The sequence below is a fragment of the Bradyrhizobium commune genome (assembly GCF_015624505.1).
Lineage (GTDB): Bacteria > Pseudomonadota > Alphaproteobacteria > Rhizobiales > Xanthobacteraceae > Bradyrhizobium > Bradyrhizobium commune.
Window position 1 is genome coordinate 3,803,641 of record NZ_CP061379.1, and the last position, 18,976, is coordinate 3,822,616.

Consider the following 18,976-nt stretch of genomic DNA (forward strand, 5'->3'; position numbering starts at 1 on the left):
ATGTTTAAACAATAGCTTGGAGCGACATGATGTTGTGTCGCTCCAGGTTCCGCCAAGCTAGCGCCGCCAGGTCGGCGTCAGCCCCTCGCGCATCGCCAAACGCCTGAGCGGGCCGATTGCGCCGAGCAGATGCATGCCGACGGCGCGGACCGGCTGGAGCGGCAGGAAATCGTTGAGCAGGGAACGGTTGGCGATGTCGATCACAAAGGTCCGGCTCAAAATGTCCGGACGCCGCGCCCGGTCGTAGCGGTTCAGCACCTCGCTCGCGCCGGGATCCTCGCCCGACGCGATGGCCTCGCCCGCAAGCCTCGCGATATCGGCGGCATCCCGCAGGCCGAGATTGAGGCCCTGGGCGCCAATCGGGGGAACCACATGGGCGGCTTCGCCAACCAGCGCGATGCGGTCGCGGGCAAAGGACGCCGGCCGCTCGATCGCCAGCGGAAACAGGTTGCGGCCGGGCTCGACCGTCATCCGTCCAAGAATGGAATGCGACTGTTTCTCGATCGCGGCAGACAGTTCCTCGTCGCTCGAGCCGCGGAGCCGCTCGGCCTCCGCGGGCGCCGAAACCCAGACGACGCTGGAGCGATTGCCGGGCAGGGGCACGAACACGCAGGGGCCATGTGGCGTGTGGAACTCGGTCGAGACGTTGCGATGCGGCCGCGCGTGGCTGACATTGAAGGTCAGCGCCGTCTGCGTCAGCTCGCGCCGCGTCACCGCAATGCCGGCGGCCTCCCGGCACAGCGAATGCCGGCCGTCGGCCCCGACCACGAGCCGGGCCGTCAGAAACTGTCCCGACGCCGTGCGGATCGCGACATCGTCGGCCTCGACGACGACGTTCTCGGCCTCGTCGTCGAACCGGACGAGATTGGCGAAGTCGGCCGCGCGCGCCTCCAGCGCCAGCATCAGCGAGCGGTTGTCGATGTTGTAGCCGAAGGCTTCGAGGCCGATCTCGTGGCAGGCGAAGCGGACCTCCGGCGCGCGGAACAGCCGGCCGGTGTCGTCGACGAGGCGCATCACCTCGAGCGCGGCCGCCTTGTCCTTGCAGCGCGGCCAGACGTCGAGGCTTTCCAGGAGCTCGACGGAGGCCCCGAGCAGCGCGGTGGTCCGATTGTCGGCATAGGGCAGGCGTCGCGCCACCAGCGCGGTTCGTGCGCCGGCCTGGGCAAGCGCAATGGCCGCCGCAAGGCCTGCCGGTCCGCCACCAATGATGGCTGCGTCAAAGAGTGTCGATGCGTCTGTCATGGAACGACAATTAACGCCGCAATGGCGGATGTGCAAACCGGCCTCGTTCTGGTAGCAGAAGCCATGGACAGCCAAGGGGATTCCCTCAAGCCGACGCCCGCGATCCGCGCCGCGGCCTTCTCGGTGCACATCTTCACCGCGTTCGGTGCCGCGCTCGCACTGCTCGCGATGCTGGAGGCCGTGCGCGAGCACTGGGCGGCGATGTTTCAATGGCTGGGCGTCGCCCTGATCATCGATGCGATCGACGGTCCGATCGCGCGCCGGCTCGACGTCAAGAACGTGCAGCCGAACTGGTCGGGCGACGTGCTCGATCTCGTGGTCGATTTCGTCACCTATGTGTTCGTGCCGGCCTATGCGATCGTGGCGAGCGGCCTGCTGCTGCCGGTGGCGGCGCCCCTGCTCGGCATCGCCATCATCGTCACCAGCGCATTATATTTCGCCGATCTGCGCATGAAGGCCGACGACAATCATTTTCGCGGTTTTCCAGCGCTGTGGAATGCAGCGGCGTTCTATTTGTTCCTGCTGCACTGGCCGCCGCTGTCGTCGACGCTGCTGGTCGCGGCCCTGGTCGTGCTGACCTTCGTGCCGTTCCATGTGCTGCATCCGGTCCGCGTCGTGCGGCTGCGCTGGCTCACGATGTCGCTGATCGTAATCGGGGCGGTGCTCGCACTCTACGCGCTGGAGATGGATTTTCGCGTCGGCACCGGCGTGACGGTTGCGCTCTGCGCGATCGCGCTGTGGATCGCCTTCAGCGACGCATTGATCCGCTTTGCCAGATCCTTCGCATGATGCATTTGGTGACCAGCCCCGAGGCCTGGGCCGCGCTTCTCACCCTGACCTCGCTCGAGATCGTGCTCGGCATCGACAACGTCATCTTCCTGTCGGTGATCGTCTCGCGCATCCCCGAGAAGCAGGCGCATCGGGCTCGCCAGATCGGGTTGGCGCTGGCGCTGGTCTTCCGCATCGTCCTGCTCAGCCTTCTGGTCTGGCTGATCGGCCTGACCGCGCCGGTGTTTTCGTTCAAGAGCTACGACTTCTCCTGGCGCGACCTGATCCTGATCGGCGGCGGCCTGTTCCTGATCGCGAAGGCGACGCACGAGATCCATGCCGAGGTCGACGCCGACGATGACGCGGGCGATGGCAAGTCGGCGCGCGGCGCCTTCTTCTGGGTGATCGCCCAGATCGTGGTCATCGACATCGTGTTCTCGCTGGACTCGATCATCACCGCGATCGGCATGGCGCAGGACATCGAGATCATGATCGCGGCCGTCGTGATCGCCTGCCTGATCATGTACATTTCGTCCGGACCGGTGGCGCGATTCGTCGCCGAGCATCTGACCACCAAAATGCTGGCGCTGGCGTTCCTGGTGCTGATCGGCGTCGCGCTGGTTGCGGATGGATTCAAATTCCACATTCCGCGCGGCTATATCTATTTCGCAATTGCGTTCTCAGCGGCGGTGGAATTCTTCAACGTGCTGGCCAAGCGCAACCGCAGGAAAGCCGCCAAGCCGTCAGTTTAGCCGTTCCAATCTGCGTTGAGTTGACAAGGCGGGCGCGATGTCTTTCGCTCAGCCGCGAAGAGACCGAGAGGAGCTCAGGCGATGACCAAAGCCGTCCGTGTGCACAAGGTCGGAGGCCCCGAGGCGCTGGTCTATGAGAGCGTCGAGGTGCCGGCACCTGGCCCCGGCGAGGTGCGCATCCGCCAGCATGCGGTCGGGCTCAACTTCATCGACGTGTATTACCGCACCGGCCTCTACAAGGCGCCGGGGCTGCCCTTCATCGCCGGCAACGAGGCCTCGGGCGAGGTCGTGGCGGTCGGGCCGGGCGTGACGAATTTCCATCCCGGCGACCGCGTCGCCTATTACCACAATCTCGGCGCGTACACGAGCGAGCGCAACATCCCCTGGGAGAAGCTGGTCAAGCTGCCCGACCACATCACCCACGAGCAGGGCGCCGTGCTGATGCTCAAGGGCCTGACCGTCTGGTACCTCCTGCACAAGACCTTCAAGGTCGAGCCGCATCATCGGGTGCTGATCCACGCCGCCGCCGGCGGCATCGGCCTGCTCGCCTGCCAATGGGCGCGGGCGCTCGGGGCCCATGTCATCGGCACGGTCGGCTCGCGCGCCAAGGCCGAGCTTGCGGAAGCGAACGGTTGCGATCACGTCGTCCTGTACAATGAGGAAGACTTCGTCGCGCGCGTCAAGCAGATCAGCCGCAACGAGGGCTGCGACGTCGTCTATGACGGCGTCGGCAAGGCGACCTTCCCGGGCTCGCTATCCTGCCTGAAGCCGCGCGGCATGTTCGTCTCCTTCGGCAACGCCTCGGGTCCCGTGCCGCCGTTCTCGATCGCCGAGCTCAACAATCATGGCTCGCTGTTTGCGACGCGGCCGAAACTGAACGACTATATCGGCACGCGCGCGGAGCTGCTGGAAGGCGCCGATACGCTGTTCGCCGCCGTCATCAACGGCAAGCTGCACGTGCCGATCAACCACGCCTACGCGCTGAAGGACGCCGCGAAGGCGCATATCGATCTGGAGAGCCGGAATACGACGGGGGCGTCGATCTTGAAGCCGTAGCCCCTCCGTCACTGCGAGCGAAGCGAAGCAATCCAGAAATCCGTCCGCGGAAGCAGTCTGGATTGCTTCGTCGCAAGGGCTCCTCGCAATGACGAGCCTTCACGCCACTCGCCGTGCCGCGCCGGCCTTGGTCAAGATCCCGTCGAGACAATCGATCATCTCGGCGATCTCTCCCTTCGTCACATTCAGCGCCGGCATGAAGCGCAGCGTGTCGAGTTGCGGTGCGTTCAAGAGCACGCCGGCCTCGAACGCCTGCGCGACGATGCCGGGCGCGATCGGCAGTCTGAGATCGAGCGCCAGCAGCAGGCCGCGGCCGCGCACGCCGCCGAGGCCATGCCTTGCGGAGATCTTCTGCAGCGCGCTTTCGAGCAGGAGGCCCGTCTCGGCGACCGCCTTCAGGAAGTCGGGCTTGCCGACCTCCTCAAGCACCGCAAGCCCGGCCGCGCACATGATCGGGTTGCCGTTGAACGTGCCGCCCTGGTCGCCGTGCTCGAAACAGGAGGCGCGTTCGGTCGCAAGCAGGGCCGCGAGCGGCACGCCGCCGCCGATGCCCTTGCCGAGCGTCATGATATCCGGCGCGATGCCAGCGTGCTCGTGGTGGAAGAGCTTTCCGGTCCGGCCCATGCCGGTCTGGATCTCGTCGAACATGAGCAGCAGGCCATGCGCCTGGGTCAGCGCGCGCAGCTCCTTCAGGAACTGATCGGTCGCCGGCCACACGCCGGACTCGCCCTGGATCGGCTCGAGCATCACTGCGACGGTGTTGTCATTGATCAGCGTCTCGACCGAGACGATGTCGTTGAGCTTCGCCTTCTTGAAGCCCGCGACCTTCGGCTCGAACAGTGGCTCGAACGCCTTCTTGCCCGAGGCCGACATGGTCGCGAGCGTCCGGCCGTGGAAGCCGCCCTCGAACGTGATGATCTCGAACGCGCCGCCCTTGTTGAGGCTGCCATATTTGCGCGCGAGCTTGATCGCGCCCTCATTGGCCTCCGCGCCGGAATTGGCAAAGAACACCTGGTCGAACGCACTGTTCTCGACAAGCGACTGCGCCAGCTTCAGGCTCGGCTCGTTGTAGAAGGCCGGGCTCGGCGTCAGCAGCCGCTTGGCCTGCGCCGACAACGCGTCGGCGATCGCAGGCGGCGAGTGGCCGAGGCAGTTGACGGCCCAGCCCTGCACGAAATCGAGATAGCGCTTGCGCCTGTCGTCCCAGAGATAGGAGCCGGCGCCGCGGACGAACACGGCCCTGGGCCGTGCGGTGATGTCCATCAGCGCGTCATACGGATGGGTGGCGTCGGTCATGTCGAACTCCTCTGGAGGCGGGTGAAAAAGACGCGCGAAAAGCAGAAAGGCCGCACTTTGCGGGTGCGGCCTTCTCGAAAACTCTGCTGAAATCAGGAGATCAGCGGCGTCGTCGGACATGGCGCAACCCATCATCGTCGCGGGAGCGACGACGCATGGCTTGGCGCAGATGGGTCCGAGAGTTGATCATGGGCGGGTCCCTACAGCCGAATGGCAGGGCTTGTCAAGCGGGCGCTCACTGAACGCCATAGGGCGCGAACGTATCGGCGATGCCGGCGTTGATCGCTTTCGCCGCCGCGACGTCGCGTTCGGCACCGTCTGCATCGCCCTTCTTCCGTTTCGCGAGCCCGCGGCCGTAGAGCGCGCTGTCGAGCTCGGGCTTTGCGCCGAGCGCTGCGTCGTAATCCGCGATCGCCGCGTCGAGATTGCCGAACTTGAGATGGACGAGGCCGCGGCTGTCCAGCGTATAGGGATCGTTCGGGCGCATTTTGAGCGCCTGCTCGCAATCGGCCAGTGCCTCCGGCAAATGACCGAGGATCGCATGCGTCATGCAACGCGCGTTGAACACGCCGGAATAGCTCGCATTGGCCTTGATCGATCGATCGTAGTCTGCGAGCGCGCGGGCGTAATCGTGGTCGTCGAAATACATGTTGGCGCGCGCATAGGCGTCGCGGTCGTTGCTCGGATTGAGCTCGATCGATCTGGCAAAATCGGCCAGCGCACGGGCGCGGTCGCCCTTGTCGCGGAAGATGCGGGCGCGGTTGCCATAGGCCGGGCCATAAGTGGGATCGAGCTTGATCGACATGTCGAGATCGGCGAGCGCGCGCTCGGCCTCTTGATGCTCGCGTAGCGCCGTGCCGCGGTTGAAATAGGCCAGTGCAAATTTCGGATCGAGCTTGATCGCCCGGTCGTAGTCCACCATCGCATGCGCGTAGTCGTTCTTCGCGATGAGGGAGTTGCCGCGGTTGTTGTGGTAGAGCGCATCGCCCGGCTCGAGCCGGATCGCGCGCGTGTAGTCGGCGATGGCGTGGTCGCGATCGCCGAGATCGTCATAGGCGATGCCGCGATTGTACCAGGCGCTGGCATCGTTCGGGTCGAGGTCGACGGCGCGGTTGAGATCGGCCACGGCACGTTCAGGGTCGCCTTTACGCCGGTAGATTTCGCCGCGGTTGGCAAGCGCGGCCGCATTGGACGGATTGGCCTTCAGGATGGCCGTGCAGCCGTCCATGCGCTGGTCGTCACTGACCTTGCCAGTGCCGAAGCACCATTGGCGTGCCTGCGCAGCCGACGGGGATTGCGCAAGGGCGGGAAACGTCAGCAGGGTCACGACAAGGCTGATCGCACCCATCCCGGCCCAAATACCTGGTTTGCGATTGTGTTCCATCCTGCCGCACCGAAACCATCATGCCTCTAGCGCGTTTGTGATCGGGAGATGCCGATTGGTTCGAACCGGACACTGGACCGGTGAGACCCAAGGGGTGCGGGACCAACCAGACAGTCTTTTACCTTGTCCGATACGCCTTACCCGATCGACCTCGACAGCATTCGCGGCGCGTTTCCGCCGGGCATCGAGGCGCCACCTTTGCTGCTCGATTTTGCCGGCTGGCTGAACGGGCGCCCCTGGGGCAGCGTCGGCTGCTTTTCGCTGCAAGGCCAGTTCTCCGATCAGGCCCCGATCTTCGACGGCAGTCCCTTGCGCGACCGCTTCGCACTGTTCATGCGCCTGCCGGACGGCTCGGCCGTCGGTGGCTGGTACGGCGCCGGTCTCGACCGCGACGATCCTCCGATCGTGGGCCTGGGGTCGGAAGGCGACTATGAGCTGCTGGCGCCGAGCCTCGACGCGCTGCTTTCGAAACTGACATCGCAGCAATTCGACAAGGCCTGGCACGATCTGTTGCCCGACGACGAGGTCGAGTGCCACACCGTCGCGCTGGCCGAGTGGCTCGCTGGACGGCCGGTCGCCGAGAAACCGGCGCCCGAGGAAGCGTCATCGGAGGTTCCCGATTTCCGCGGCTTCGTCGAGAAATGGAGCCGGGACCGCGAGGATTTCTGGGCCAATCACCGCATGATGGCCGAGCTCGGCTGGCGCCTCGCCGCGCATCTCCCCAAGGGCAAGAACGCCTGGGACAAGACCCGCTTCGAGGTCGCAATCGTCGGCACCCAGTACCAGGCGCGCGTCCTGACGCGCGGGCCGCAACCGTTCGAGGAGGCTGCCTCGATCGAATCCCTGCTGCGCGAACTGCGCGAGGAGATGTGGCGTGCGCAGCGCGAGCTAGGGCTGTGGTCCGCGATGAGCTTTGGGCTCTACGCCGACGGCCGGGTCATGCCGAACTTCGACTACAATACGCGCCCGACCATCGATGGCGAGCCGGCGCTGCTGGCTGAGGCCAAGGCCGATCTCGCCCGCGCCCCGCGGCCGGAGCGTTGGGTGCCGAAATGGCTGACGTGAACGAAAGAGCGTGATGAACTCCCGTTTGCAGCCGGAGAACTCGGCATCCACCTCTCCCGTAGGGAGAGGTCGGATCGCATCGGAGATGCGGTCCGGGTGAGGGGTTACTGTCTCACTGAACGGCTGCGGCCCCTCACCCGGATTGCTTCGCAATCCGACCTCTCCCCGACGGGGAGAGGTGAGCACCTCCAGCCGGACTTGATTCACCACGCACGCGCCGCTCAGAACCCCGCGACGCTGCCGTGCAGATCGTATTGATCCGCGCGCTCGATCTTCGCGGCGACGATCTCGCCGACGCGCAACGGGCGGCGGCTCGTCAGATAAACCGCACCGTCGATCTCCGGTGCATCGGCCTTTGAGCGGCCCTTGGCGACGGTTGGCCCGACCTCGTCGATGATGATCTGCTGGCGCGTGCCGACCTTGCGCTTCAGCCTGCGCGCCGAGATTTTCTGCTGGCGCGCCATCAGCGCGTTATAGCGCTCCTGCTTGATCTCTTCCGGCACCGGATTTGCGATCGCATTCGACGTCGCGCCGGCGACGGGCTCGTATTTGAAGCAGCCGAGGCGGTCGATCTCGGCCTCATCGAGCCAGTCGAGCAGATAGGCGAAGTCGGCATCGGTCTCGCCGGGGAAGCCGACGATGAAGGTCGAACGCAAAGCGAGGTCAGGACATTCCTCGCGCCAGCGCTTGATCCGCGCCAGCGTCTTGTCCTGAGCTGCCGGGCGCTTCATCGCCTTCAGCACCTCGGGGCTTGCATGCTGGAACGGGATGTCGAGATAGGGCAGCACCTTGCCCTCGTTCATCAGCGCGATGACCTCGTCGACATGCGGGTAGGGATAGACATATTGCAGCCGGACCCAGGCGCCGAGTTCGCCGAGCTCGCGCGCGAGATCCAAAAACTTGGCGCGGACCTGGCGATCCTTCCACGGGCTCTCGGCATATTTGAGATCGACACCATAGGCCGAGGTGTCCTGCGAGATGACCAGCAGCTCCTTGACGCCGGCGTCGACCAGGCGCTCGGCTTCGCGCAGCACGTCATTGGCCGGACGCGAGACCAGATCGCCGCGCAGCTTCGGGATGATGCAGAAGGTGCAGCGATTGTTGCAGCCTTCGGAGATCTTCAGATACGCATAGTGCCGCGGCGTCAGCTTGATGCCCTGCGGCGGCACCAGGTCGAGATGCGGATTATGCGCCGGCGGCAGCGCGCGATGCACGGCATCGAGCACGCTCTCATATTGCTGCGGGCCGGTGATGGAAAGCACGCCGGGATAGGCCTGTTCGATTTGCTCGGGTTCCGCACCCATGCAGCCGGTCACGATCACCTTGCCGTTCTCGGCCATGGCCTCGCCGATCGCCGAGAGCGATTCCTGCTTGGCGCTGTCGAGGAAGCCACACGTGTTAACGATGACGATGTCGGCCCCGTCATGTCTGCGGGCGAGCTCATAGCCCTCCGCGCGCAGGCGCGTGATGATGCGCTCGGAATCCACCAATGCCTTGGGACACCCGAGTGACGTGAATGATATGCGCGGCGCTTTATCCATGTAATCGCCTGGAACCTGGATCTGAATTGTTCGGATATGCGCTTCAACTAATTGAACCGATGGCAAAATTCAATGACTAACGTGTGCGGCGCGATGCTAAAGCCGTATTCCCGTATTTGAGGCGATCGGCCAGCAATTCGGAAGGGTATGGACTAACCGAGGGCTCGTGACGTGGAAGCTCGTTCCGTTCGAGCAACTGGACGAGCCGAGACGAATTGCTCGAACTTGCACTTTTTAGTTGTCATTCTGTGTTGCTTGATTCCACGGAGCTTACCTGTGATGCGCCGTTTCATCTCCGGCATGGCTTTCGTTATCGTTTTCTATGGCGCGATGTTTCCGGCGCGGGCAGAAGTCGACAAGATCATTCATGTCTGCGATCGGCAAGAACGATTGTGTCCGGAATTCAGGCCACGCGTGAAAGCACCTGATGGGTGGGCGAGGGACGAGGCCGCGAGTCTCAAGTACGGCGCCTCGATGTTCGTGCCCAACGGGAAAAAATTCGGTAGCTCAGAAGCAATCATCTATGCCGAAGGCCGCTACAACAAGGATCGGACCGAATTGGTTCAATGGGTAGCAGCCAGCGATCGGGATTGGGCGACGACATCCGGCAAGAATGCCAAGATCACCACGCTTCCCTCGGTCAACCCCAAGGTCATTATCAACCGCTACGATAGTCCGTCCCTGAAGGACCAGCCGATTGAGGTGATCGCGCATTACGCCGATCTCGACAAGGACGGCAATTCCTACGTCGTGCGGCTGGCGGTCTCCGGCCTCAACGAGACGGCAGTGCTGGCTGCCGTGCCACTTCTCGACAAGATGATCGTTGGCGCGAAGATTCCGTGAGCGCATAAGCTCGGATGTTCGTTCCGGGTCCACGACCGATAAGGCGCCGATTGACCACCTGAGTTTTCCTTCGCATCCAAAGTCGAAATCTCGGTTTAACGAGTACACGCCAGCCCTGGGGGCGTTTCTTGGGAGTGGGCGGCTCAAAGATTTGCACTCGTTGTCTCAGGACCACCCGAGCGACATGAAGCTGACCTTGGGCGCAGCCGTCTGATCTTTTTCTGATCTGCCTGATTGATTAGCTGCAGCTAGTCCCAATTGCCCATAATTACAACCCTTTGCATGGCCTTCCGCCGTGCTATGGATGAATCGCCGGACGTGAGTGAGCTATGAGCGCCGAACAGTCGCCCAAAATCGTGATTGTCGACGAAAGCCCGATCCGGGCCGCAATCCTGGAAGAAGGGCTGCGGGAGGCCGGCTTCACCCAGGTGGTCCACATCCGCGAGATGCAGAGCCTCTTGGCTCGGATTTACGCCGTTGACCCCGACATCATCCTGATCGATCTCGAAAACCCCAGCCGCGACGTGCTGGAGGCGATGTTCCAGGTCAGCCGTGCCGTGAAGCGGCCGATCGCGATGTTCGTCGACCAGAGCGATTCAGCCTCGATCCAGGCCTCCGTCGAGGCCGGCGTGTCCGCCTACATCGTCGATGGGCTGAAGAAGGAGCGCATCAAGCCGATCCTCGATCTCTGCGTGTCCCGCTTCAACGCCTTTGCAAAACTCCAGGAAGAGCTGGAGCGCACCAAGTCGCAGCTCGAGGACCGCAAGATCATCGAGAAGGCCAAGGGCATCCTGATGCGGGTCAAGGGCCTCAACGAGGACGAGGCTTATGTGCTGCTGCGCTCCACCGCCATGCGCGAGAAGAAGAAAATCGGCGAGATCGCCCAGTCGATCATCACCGCGTCGGAGATGCTGAAATGAGTGGACCGCTCCGCATCGGGTTCATCCCGCTGGTCGATGCCGCCGCCCTGATCGTTGCCGTCGACAAGGGATTTGCTGCCGCCGAAGGGCTCGAGGTCGAGCTGGTGCGCGAGGTGTCGTGGTCCAACGTCCGCGACAAGCTCAATATCGGCCTGTTCGACGCCGCGCATCTGCTTGCGCCGGTGGCCATTGCGTCCTCGCTCGGGCTCGGCCACGTCAAGGTGCCGATCGTCGCCCCCTTCAACCTCGGCATCAACGGCAACGCCATCACGGTGTCGCCGGCGCTGCTGTCCGCGCTGATGGAGGAGATCGACGGCGATCGCTTTGATCCGATGGCGACGGCAAAAGCGCTGGCGCGCGTCGTCGCCAAGCGCCGCAAGGCAGGTGCCGAGCCGCTGACCTTCGGCATGACCTTCCCGTTCTCGACCCACAATTACCAGCTGCGGTTCTGGATGGCGGCGGCCGGCGTCGATCCGGACGAGGACGTGCGCCTCGTCGTGCTGCCGCCGCCCTTCATGGTCGACAGTCTCAAGAGCGGCCATGTCGATGCGTTCTGCGTCGGCGCGCCCTGGAACTCGATCGCCGTCGATCTCGGCGTCGGCCACATCCTGCATTTCGTCTCCGACATTCTCGTGCATGCAGCAGAGAAGGTTCTGGCCATCCGCCAGAGCTGGGCCGACAAGAACCCGGACGTGGTCGCAGCCCTGGTGCGCGCAGCCGAGAAGGCCGCCGATTTTATCGAGCACCCCGAAAACCGCACCGAGGCGGCGCGCATCCTGGCACAGCCCGAGCGGATCGGCGTCGACGCCGAAGTCATCCAGCGCACCCTCGACGGGCGCCTCAAGATCTCGCCCGACGGCACGTTCCGCGAGAGCGACCGCTATTTATTGGTGGGTCGCGAAGGAGCGGGGCGGCCGGACCCGGTCCAGGCCGCCTGGCTTTATGCGCAGATGGTGCGCTGGGGACAGGCGCCGCTGACGCCCGATGGCGTCAAGACGGCGATGGCCGTGTTCAGGCCCGACCTCTATGAGGCCGCCCTGGGACATCGACGGCCCGTCGAGGCGCCTGCGCCATTTGGCGCCTTTGCCGGCCCGGCCTTCGATCCCACCGATATCAGCGGGCACCTCGAAGCCTTCGAGGTCGGCCGCTGGAAGGCTTGATTCGATCCTGCATCGTTTTTGGGCGTATCGAGTCATCGTCTAAATTTTGAGCCGACTGCTCGAATTTCGTGAAAACTCCGGGACCGGGATTATCCGGGCTCGGATGTAATCTGTTGAAATTACAAAACGTTTTATTTCGTCGAAGCTGGCACGCAACTTGTATGTTGCAGTGCGGCCAGCTTGTCACAGGTGCCTGCTGAGCCAAGTCCCACAGCAACGAAGCTGATTGGACCGTCGGGTAGCAGAGCAGGCTCCAGGGCCAGCCGAGTTCCCCGCGGGTCGTATCCCATTCCCTCCCCACCCCAGGTGGCCGCAGGAGCTTCGTTACCGACCATGAAAATCGAACCGGTTTCAGTCGACTTTACCGAGGAGCAGAAGCGCTACCTCGAAGGCTTCACGACCGGTCTGCAAATCAGCAAGGTTGGTCGCGGCTTTGGCGGCGGCGGCGGCGGCAAGGCGAGTGCCGAGCCGACCGGTCCGGACGCCCTGCACATCAAGGCGCAGGACAGGGTCATCGCGTCCGGCAAGAAGCTCGCCGACCAGGAGAAGTTCAAGCGCGACGAGCATCCCTTCGATGCCTATCCGCGGCTACGCCAGCAGGCGCTCGACAACGCGCCGCCGAGTCCGGCCGACAATTTTCGCTGGCGCTATTACGGCATCTTCTACGTCGCGCCGACGCAGGATTCCTACATGTGCCGCCTGCGCATCCCGAACGGCATCATGAAGCACTGGCAGCTGTCGGGCCTTGCCGATCTCGCCGACGATCTCTGCGGTCCCTACAGCCACGTCACCACGCGCGCCAACCTCCAGCTGCGCGAGCTTCCGCCGAAGAACGCGATCAAGCTGATCGAGGGCATCCAGGATCTCGGCCTGTGCTCGCGCGGCTCCGGTGCCGACAACATTCGCAACGTCACGGGAACGCCGACCGCCGGCATTGATCCGCAGGAGCTGATCGACACGCGGCCGTTCGCCCGCGAGTGGCACTATCACATCCTCAACGACCGCTCGCTCTACGGCCTGCCGCGCAAGTTCAACGTCGCCTTCGATGGTGCCGGCAAGATCGCGGTGCTGGAGGAGACCAACGACATCGCCTTTACCGCGTATGAGGTGAAGGACGGGTTCGGAGTCGAGCCCGGGGTCTGGTTCCGTCTCGGCCTCGGCGGCATCACCGGGCACAGGGATTTTGCGAAATATTCCGGCATCATCGTCAAGCCGGAGCAGGCGACCGCCGTCGCCGACGCCATCGTGCGCGCGTTCATCGAGCACGGCGATCGCACCAACCGCAACAAGGCGCGGCTGAAATACGTGCTCGACACGATGGGCCATGACGGATTCCTCAAGCTCGTCGAAGAACGGCTGAAGACGTCGTTCACGCGCGTGCCGGAGGAGGCGTTCGCGCCGCGGCCCGCGTCGGATCGCATGGCGCATATCGGCGTGCACAAGCAGAAGCAGGATGGATTGAACTGGCTCGGCGTGTCGCTGACGCTCGGCAAGATCACCTCTGACCAGATGCGCGGCCTTGCCAAGGTGGCGCGGGATCTCGGCGACGGCGAGATCCGGCTGACCGTCTGGCAGAACCTCTTGATCCCGGGCGTGCGCGACGAGAACGTCGAGCTTGCCGTTGCCGCGATCAAGCAGATCGACCTTGCGGTCGAGGCCTCGCATATCCGGGCCGGCCTGATTGCCTGCACCGGCAATGCCGGCTGCCGTTTCGCCGCCTCCAACACCAAGCGCAACGCCGCCGAGATCGGCGACTGGTGCGAACCGCGCGTTGCCATGGACAAGCCGGTCAACATCCACGTCACCGGCTGCCACCATTCCTGCGCGCAGCACTACATCAGCGACATCGGCCTGATCGGCGCGCGCGTGCCGGTCAATGAGGAGGATACGGTCGAGGGCTATCACCTCTTCACCGGCGGCGGCTTCGGACCCGACGCCGATGTCGGGCAGGAGGTCTATCACGACCTCAAGGCCGAGGACGCGCCGAAGACGGTCGAGGGATTGCTTAAGGCCTATCTCGCCCATCGCTCATCCGCCGACGAAACCTTCCTCGCCTTCGCGCGCCGCCATGATGGCGAAACGCTGCGCAAGCTTGCCGATGCACAGGTGTCCGCATGAACCAGATCACCCCTCCACCGAAACTCGACATCATCCCCGCCAGCGCGCCGTTCTCCGACGCGCAGCGCTCCTGGCTGAACGGCTTCTTTGCCGGGCTGCTGTCGCCTGACGTGGCTACGCCCTTGTCGACAGAGCAGGGCGCCGCCGTCATGGGCGGAGCCGGTGACGGCGACGACGGTGAGGCGCCTTGGCACGACCAGACCATGCCGATCGCGGACCGGATGAAGCTTGCGGAGGGACGCCCGGTGCGCCGTAAGATGATGGCGGCGATGGCGCAGCAGGATTGCGGCCAGTGCGGCTACAATTGCAACGACTATTCCGAGGCCATCGCAGGCCGCAGCGAAGCGCGGCTCAATTTGTGCGTCCCCGGCGGCAAGGAAACCGCGCGGATGCTGAAGTCGCTCTACGAGGAGCTCGACAAGGCACCGGCGGCCAAAACAACTGACAAGGCGGATGCGGTGGCAGCACCGGCCGTGACGGTGACGATCGCGGAGCCCGGCCGCTCCCGCGACAATCCGGTCGCGGCGACCTTCCTGTCGCGGCGCCTGCTCAACAAGGGCGCCTCGGAGAAGGAGACCTACCACATCGAGTTCGATCTTTCCGAGAGCAAGCTCGATTACGTCGTCGGTGACAGCTTTGGCGTGTTCCCGCGCAACGAGCTCGGCCTCGTCGACCAGATCATCGCGCTGCTCGGCGCCTCCCACACCACCAAGGTCAACAACAAGACGCTGCGTGAGGTGCTGATCGACGACGTCTCGCTGTCGCCGGCCCCCGACTCGCTGTTCGAGCTGATTTCCTTCATCACCGGTGGCGCGCAGCGCGAGAAGGCACGGGCGCTGGCGCAGGGCGAGGATCCCGATGGTGATGCCGCAACGCTGGACGTGATGGCGACGCTTCAGAAGTTTTCCGGCACGCGGCCGCATCCCGAGGCCTTTGTCGAGGCGCTGGAGCCGCTCCAGCCGCGGCTCTATTCGATCTCCTCGTCGCACAATGCGACGCCCGGAAAATTATCGTTGACCGTCGATTCCGTGCGCTACGTCATCGGCAAGCGCAAGCGGCTCGGCGTCGCCTCGACCTTCCTCGGCGAGCGCATCAATGATGGCGAGAAGCTCAAGGTCTATGTGCAGAAGGCACACGGCTTCGGCCTGCCGCAGGATCCGAAGACGCCGGTCATCATGATCGGCCCCGGCACCGGCATCGCGCCGTTCCGCGCCTTCCTGCTCGATCGCAAGGCGACCGGCGCGCCCGGCAAGAACTGGCTGTTCTTCGGCCACCAGCGCAGCGATTGCGATTTCTTCTACCAGGACGAACTCAACGCGATGAAGACGTCAGGGCAGTTGACGCGGCTGTCGCTGGCCTGGTCGCGCGATGGCGAGAAGAAGTTTTACGTGCAGGACCGCATGCGTGAGGTCGGCCGCGAATTGTGGACCTGGCTCGCCGAGGGCGCGCATCTCTACATCTGCGGCGATGCCAAGCGCATGGCCAAGGACGTCGAGCGTGCGCTGGTCGACATTGTCGCGCAGTTCGGCGCGCGCTCGACGGATGAGGCCGTGAGTTTCGTCGCGGAGCTGAAGAAGACCGGCAGATTCCAGGCTGACGTGTACTAAGGCGCTATCCGATCGGGATGAATCGCCGGCGCCGCGCACGGCGCGGGCAGCAGCGTTCTACTGTGCATGGGGTTGTTTTCGCTGTTTGAGTTGGATGGAACCGGTTCCATTTGGCTTGGACTTTAACGAATAGCATTCCTGGAACCCGCATGTTCCGAGAATTTTAGCCTGCGAAGAGAGCCTTGAAGGGGCTTCCATCGCTATTTGCGCGACAGTCTTACAGCCGTCGCGTTTGCTCGTTCATAATCCCTCGCATGGTGCGTTGGAAATCGACCATCCGGGAATTGTCGGCGGAAGCCAGGCTGCACTTCTATGCGCGATCGCTCTCGCGCAGGACCGGGGCGAGCGCGCCCCACATCGGCCTCTACGGCGCCTGCGCGCTGATCGCAGTGCTCGTCATCAGCACGCTCTCGGCGCACCCGTTCTGATCACGCCCCGCGCTTGAATGGCGCGACCTCGATGCCCGCATCCTTCAGCGCCTGACGCAGGCTGCGCGCGATCTCGACCGCGCCATGCGTGTCGCCGTGGATGCACACCGTGTCCGTACGCATCTTGATGACCTTGCCGGTGACCGAGACCACCGCGCCGTCCTGCACCATGCGCACCACGCGGTCGGCGATCGCCTTGGCATCGTGCAGCACTGCACCGGGCTTCTTGCGCGAGACGAGGTTGCCGTCGTTCTCATAGGCGCGGTCGGCGAACACCTCGTGCACCATCGGCAGATTGGCTTCTTCGCCGGCCTTCACCAGCTTCGAATTGGCGAGCACGACGAAGATCAGGCTGGGGTCGACCGCCCTGATGCCGGCGGCGATCGCCTTCGCCGTCATGTCGTCCTCGCATGCGACGTTGGAGAGCGCGCCATGCGCCTTCACATGCGTCACCTTGTGGCCGGCCGCGGTCGCGATCGCCTGCAATGCGCCGATCTGGTAGGCGACCAGGTTCTCGATCTCCGAGGCCTTCAGGCCGGCGATCGGATGCCGGCCAAAGCCATGCAGATCGCGATAGCCGGGGTGTGCGCCGACCGACACGCCGCGCGCTTTCGCCAGTTCCACAGTCCGCCGCATGATGTCGGGATCGCCGGCATGGAAGCCGCAGGCGACATTAACCGAACTTGCGAGCTCGATCATCGCCGCGTCGTTGCCCATTTCCCACGCGCCAAAACCTTCGCCGAGGTCGCAATTGAGATCGATCGTCGTCATGGTTGCTCTCCGCCTCTGGTCGTCTTGTCGTCTATGGCTCTGCCGCCACCTGCCACGTCCCGGAATCCACGGCGCTCACCGCATAGCCGGCGACATTGGCATCGCTGAGCGCCTCGATATTGAGTTCGACGATGTCGGACGAGCGCAAGCGATCGGGCAGGGTGCGGATCAGTTGCGCGAACTTCCTCGCCTCATCCTGCGCTTCCACCATGGTGACCTGCTTGAAGCGGAACGCCGTGCCCGCCGAAGTCTGTGCCAGACGGCCGACATCGGCCGTGATCACGGTTGCGATCTTCGGGTAACCGCCGGAGGTGCCGCGGTCCATCATCAGCGCGATCGGAGCGCCGTTGCCGGGCACCTGGATGCTGCCGTTGACGGTGCCGTCGGAGACGATGTTGTGGCCGTGCAGATGCTTGATCGCGGGGCCATCGAGCCGGTAGCCCATGCGGTCGGAGGTCGCCGAGATCTTCCATTCGCTGTCGAGAAAGAGTGCCTTGTTGGCATCGTCGAACTCGTCGTCCTGCGGGCCCAGCAGGACGCGGATCGGACCGGCCACGGGCTTGGGCAGCTCGATGCGGAGCTCCGGCGCGCCGCTCGCGGGATCAACCGCGAACTCGTCGCCGGCCTGGAGCGGGCGCGGATAGGGGCTGCCGAGCCCCGCGCGGGCATTCACCGCGAGGCTGCCGAACACCTCTTCGCCCTTGATGGCGCCTTCGATCGCGAGATAGGTGAAGGCGCCGCCGCGGGCAAAGCCGAGCGTCAGCGTCTCGCCGTCCTTCAGCGTGACGGATGTGTCGATCGCGACCGGCCGGCCCGCGATGTCGGCATTGCGCGGTGCGCCGGAAATCGCGACGCGCACGGCGCCGTCGCGGGCGGTGAGGGTTGCGCCGAACGGGCCGATCTCGACAGCGGCTGCGAGCGGGGCATTGCCGACGAGCGTGTTCGCGGCCGCGAGCGACAGCCGGTCCATCGCGCCGCTGACGGTCAGGCCATAGCGCTGCGCGCCGAAGCGGCCGCCGTCCTGGACGGAGCTCGCAGGGCCAATGCTGGCAACGACGAGCCGGCTCATGCATCCACCTGCTCGGCGATGATCTCGCCGGCCTCGGCAGCGCGGTCCTGCTCCTCAAAGGTCTTGTGGTCGATGGCGAAAAACGTCACGCGATCACCGGGTTCGGTGAGGAAGGTCGGATTCCGGTGGAGCTGATAGGTCCGCACCGGCGTGCGGCCAAGCAGGTGCCAGCCGCTCGGTGCGGCCAGGCACTGGATGCCCGCCTGGATGCCGCCGATCGAGATCGTTCCGGCAGGCGTGAACAGCCGGGGCGACTGCCGCCGTGACATGTGCAGGGACTTGTCGAGACCGCTGAGATAGGACCAGCCCGGCGTGAAGCCGATCATGGCAACGCGATAGTCGCCACTGGCGTGGCGAGCAACGATGTCGTCCGGTGTGGTGTTCAGCGCCTTCGCGACCTCCTCGAGGTCGATGCCGTGCTCGCCGCCATAGGCGACGGGAATACGCCAGCGCCGCGCCTTGGTGGCCGGCGGCAGCGGCCGGGTGGCGATCGGGAGGATCTTCTCGCCGAGTGCGTCGAAGCCGACCTTGCCGGGATCGTAATGCACCAGCAGCGAGCGATAGGTCGGCACGGTCTCGGTGATACCGTCGATGGGGTGTGCTGCGAGCGCCTTGTCGAGCGCGAGCACACGCTGGTTGGCAGCATCATCGATGGTGCGGCTGAACTCGACCGTGACGGCGCTGTCGCCACTGGGCAGAAGGCGGGGCGGAGGAAGCGTCGCGGCCATGAGCTGTCGAAGAGCTGTCGAAATCGGGCTTCTGGAAAACGCGGGCTCGTCCTTGAGTTCCGCGCTATCCTGCTTCGCGTAAATGCGCCCGCAAGTCCAATAAATTAATGCAAGGGCGTCCGATAAAGCCTTGTTATCGCGTCGCATAACTGCCCTGCCGCCCAGCGTTCTTGTAGCGTCTTGGCCCTTGACGCGCGCGCCGCGGCTCGCAAGATGCGCGGCGTCATT

General features: G+C 64.4%; 17 protein-coding genes. 10 read left to right on the forward strand and 7 right to left on the reverse strand.

Features of this window, described 5'->3' with window-relative positions:
- Positions 1-57: 57 nt before the first annotated feature.
- On the reverse strand, positions 58-1,242 hold the full coding sequence (locus tag IC761_RS17935) for a UbiH/UbiF family hydroxylase (RefSeq protein WP_195804499.1): 1,185 nt from the start codon (positions 1,240-1,242) through the stop codon (positions 58-60).
- Between the two features lie 63 nt (positions 1,243-1,305).
- Between IC761_RS17935 and pcsA the strand changes: the two genes are divergently transcribed.
- The 3 genes from pcsA (at position 1,306) to IC761_RS17950 (ending at position 3,818) form a co-directional block, all read left to right on the forward strand.
- On the forward strand, positions 1,306-2,031 hold the full coding sequence (gene pcsA, locus IC761_RS17940; protein ID WP_246791545.1) for a phosphatidylcholine synthase: 726 nt from the start codon (positions 1,306-1,308) through the stop codon (positions 2,029-2,031).
- Positions 2,028-2,762, forward strand: coding sequence for a TerC family protein (locus IC761_RS17945; protein ID WP_195804501.1), 735 nt, complete (start codon positions 2,028-2,030; stop codon positions 2,760-2,762). Before pcsA ends, IC761_RS17945 begins: the two co-directional genes overlap by 4 nt.
- Before the next feature lie 81 nt (positions 2,763-2,843).
- A complete protein-coding gene (locus tag IC761_RS17950; protein ID WP_195804502.1) occupies positions 2,844-3,818 on the forward strand; it encodes a quinone oxidoreductase family protein in 975 nt (324 codons plus the stop codon).
- Between the two features lie 99 nt (positions 3,819-3,917).
- Here the strand turns inward: IC761_RS17950 and IC761_RS17955 are convergent, their stop codons facing one another.
- Together IC761_RS17955 and IC761_RS17960 are read right to left on the reverse strand one after the other, a co-directional pair.
- A complete protein-coding gene (locus IC761_RS17955; RefSeq protein WP_195804503.1) occupies positions 3,918-5,114 on the reverse strand; it encodes an acetylornithine transaminase in 1,197 nt (398 codons plus the stop codon).
- A 235-nt stretch (positions 5,115-5,349) separates the two neighbouring features.
- Positions 5,350-6,462: a tetratricopeptide repeat protein gene (locus IC761_RS17960; RefSeq protein ID WP_246791546.1), complete on the reverse strand. Its 1,113-nt coding sequence runs from the start codon at positions 6,460-6,462 to the stop codon at positions 5,350-5,352.
- Positions 6,463-6,621: 159 nt separating this feature from the next.
- Between IC761_RS17960 and IC761_RS17965 the strand changes: the two genes are divergently transcribed.
- Positions 6,622-7,563, forward strand: a complete 942-nt coding sequence (locus IC761_RS17965; protein ID WP_195804505.1) for a hypothetical protein — start codon at positions 6,622-6,624, stop codon at positions 7,561-7,563.
- Positions 7,564-7,784: 221 nt separating this feature from the next.
- Here IC761_RS17965 and rimO read toward each other — a convergent pair whose 3' ends face one another.
- Entirely contained in the window at positions 7,785-9,104 is a 1,320-nt protein-coding gene (gene rimO / locus IC761_RS17970) for a 30S ribosomal protein S12 methylthiotransferase RimO (protein WP_195797999.1), read from the reverse strand.
- Between the two features lie 279 nt (positions 9,105-9,383).
- On the opposite strand from rimO, the gene IC761_RS17975 reads away from it, so the two are divergent.
- The 6 genes from IC761_RS17975 (at position 9,384) to IC761_RS18000 (ending at position 16,180) form a co-directional block, all read left to right on the forward strand.
- Entirely contained in the window at positions 9,384-9,947 is a 564-nt protein-coding gene (locus tag IC761_RS17975) for a hypothetical protein (protein WP_195804690.1), read from the forward strand.
- Between the two features lie 329 nt (positions 9,948-10,276).
- Positions 10,277-10,867, forward strand: a complete 591-nt coding sequence (locus IC761_RS17980) for an ANTAR domain-containing response regulator (RefSeq protein WP_195798000.1) — start codon at positions 10,277-10,279, stop codon at positions 10,865-10,867.
- Positions 10,864-12,027: a CmpA/NrtA family ABC transporter substrate-binding protein gene (locus IC761_RS17985; protein WP_195798001.1), complete on the forward strand. Its 1,164-nt coding sequence runs from the start codon at positions 10,864-10,866 to the stop codon at positions 12,025-12,027. Before IC761_RS17980 ends, IC761_RS17985 begins: the two co-directional genes overlap by 4 nt.
- A gap of 333 nt (positions 12,028-12,360) precedes the next feature.
- Positions 12,361-14,145, forward strand: a complete 1,785-nt coding sequence (locus IC761_RS17990; protein ID WP_195798002.1) for a NirA family protein — start codon at positions 12,361-12,363, stop codon at positions 14,143-14,145.
- Positions 14,142-15,752 (forward strand): sulfite reductase subunit alpha, encoded by a 1,611-nt coding sequence (locus IC761_RS17995; protein ID WP_195798003.1) that lies wholly within the window; start codon positions 14,142-14,144, stop codon positions 15,750-15,752. The genes IC761_RS17990 and IC761_RS17995 overlap by 4 nt, the downstream gene beginning before the upstream one ends.
- A 254-nt stretch (positions 15,753-16,006) precedes the next feature.
- A complete protein-coding gene (locus IC761_RS18000) occupies positions 16,007-16,180 on the forward strand; it encodes a hypothetical protein (RefSeq protein WP_195804887.1) in 174 nt (57 codons plus the stop codon).
- Here IC761_RS18000 and IC761_RS18005 read toward each other — a convergent pair whose 3' ends face one another.
- Genes IC761_RS18005 through pxpB form a run of 3 tightly spaced genes read right to left on the reverse strand, consistent with a single transcriptional unit; the run spans position 16,181 to position 18,748 of the window.
- The gene (locus tag IC761_RS18005; protein WP_195798004.1) at positions 16,181-16,951 is read right to left on the reverse strand and encodes a LamB/YcsF family protein; all 771 of its coding nucleotides are present in this window, start codon (positions 16,949-16,951) and stop codon (positions 16,181-16,183) included.
- Between the two features lie 31 nt (positions 16,952-16,982).
- The gene (locus IC761_RS18010; RefSeq protein WP_195798005.1) at positions 16,983-18,020 is read right to left on the reverse strand and encodes a 5-oxoprolinase subunit C family protein; all 1,038 of its coding nucleotides are present in this window, start codon (positions 18,018-18,020) and stop codon (positions 16,983-16,985) included.
- The gene (pxpB, locus tag IC761_RS18015; RefSeq protein WP_195798006.1) at positions 18,017-18,748 is read right to left on the reverse strand and encodes a 5-oxoprolinase subunit PxpB; all 732 of its coding nucleotides are present in this window, start codon (positions 18,746-18,748) and stop codon (positions 18,017-18,019) included. The genes IC761_RS18010 and pxpB overlap by 4 nt, the downstream gene beginning before the upstream one ends.
- Positions 18,749-18,976: the final 228 nt, after the last annotated feature.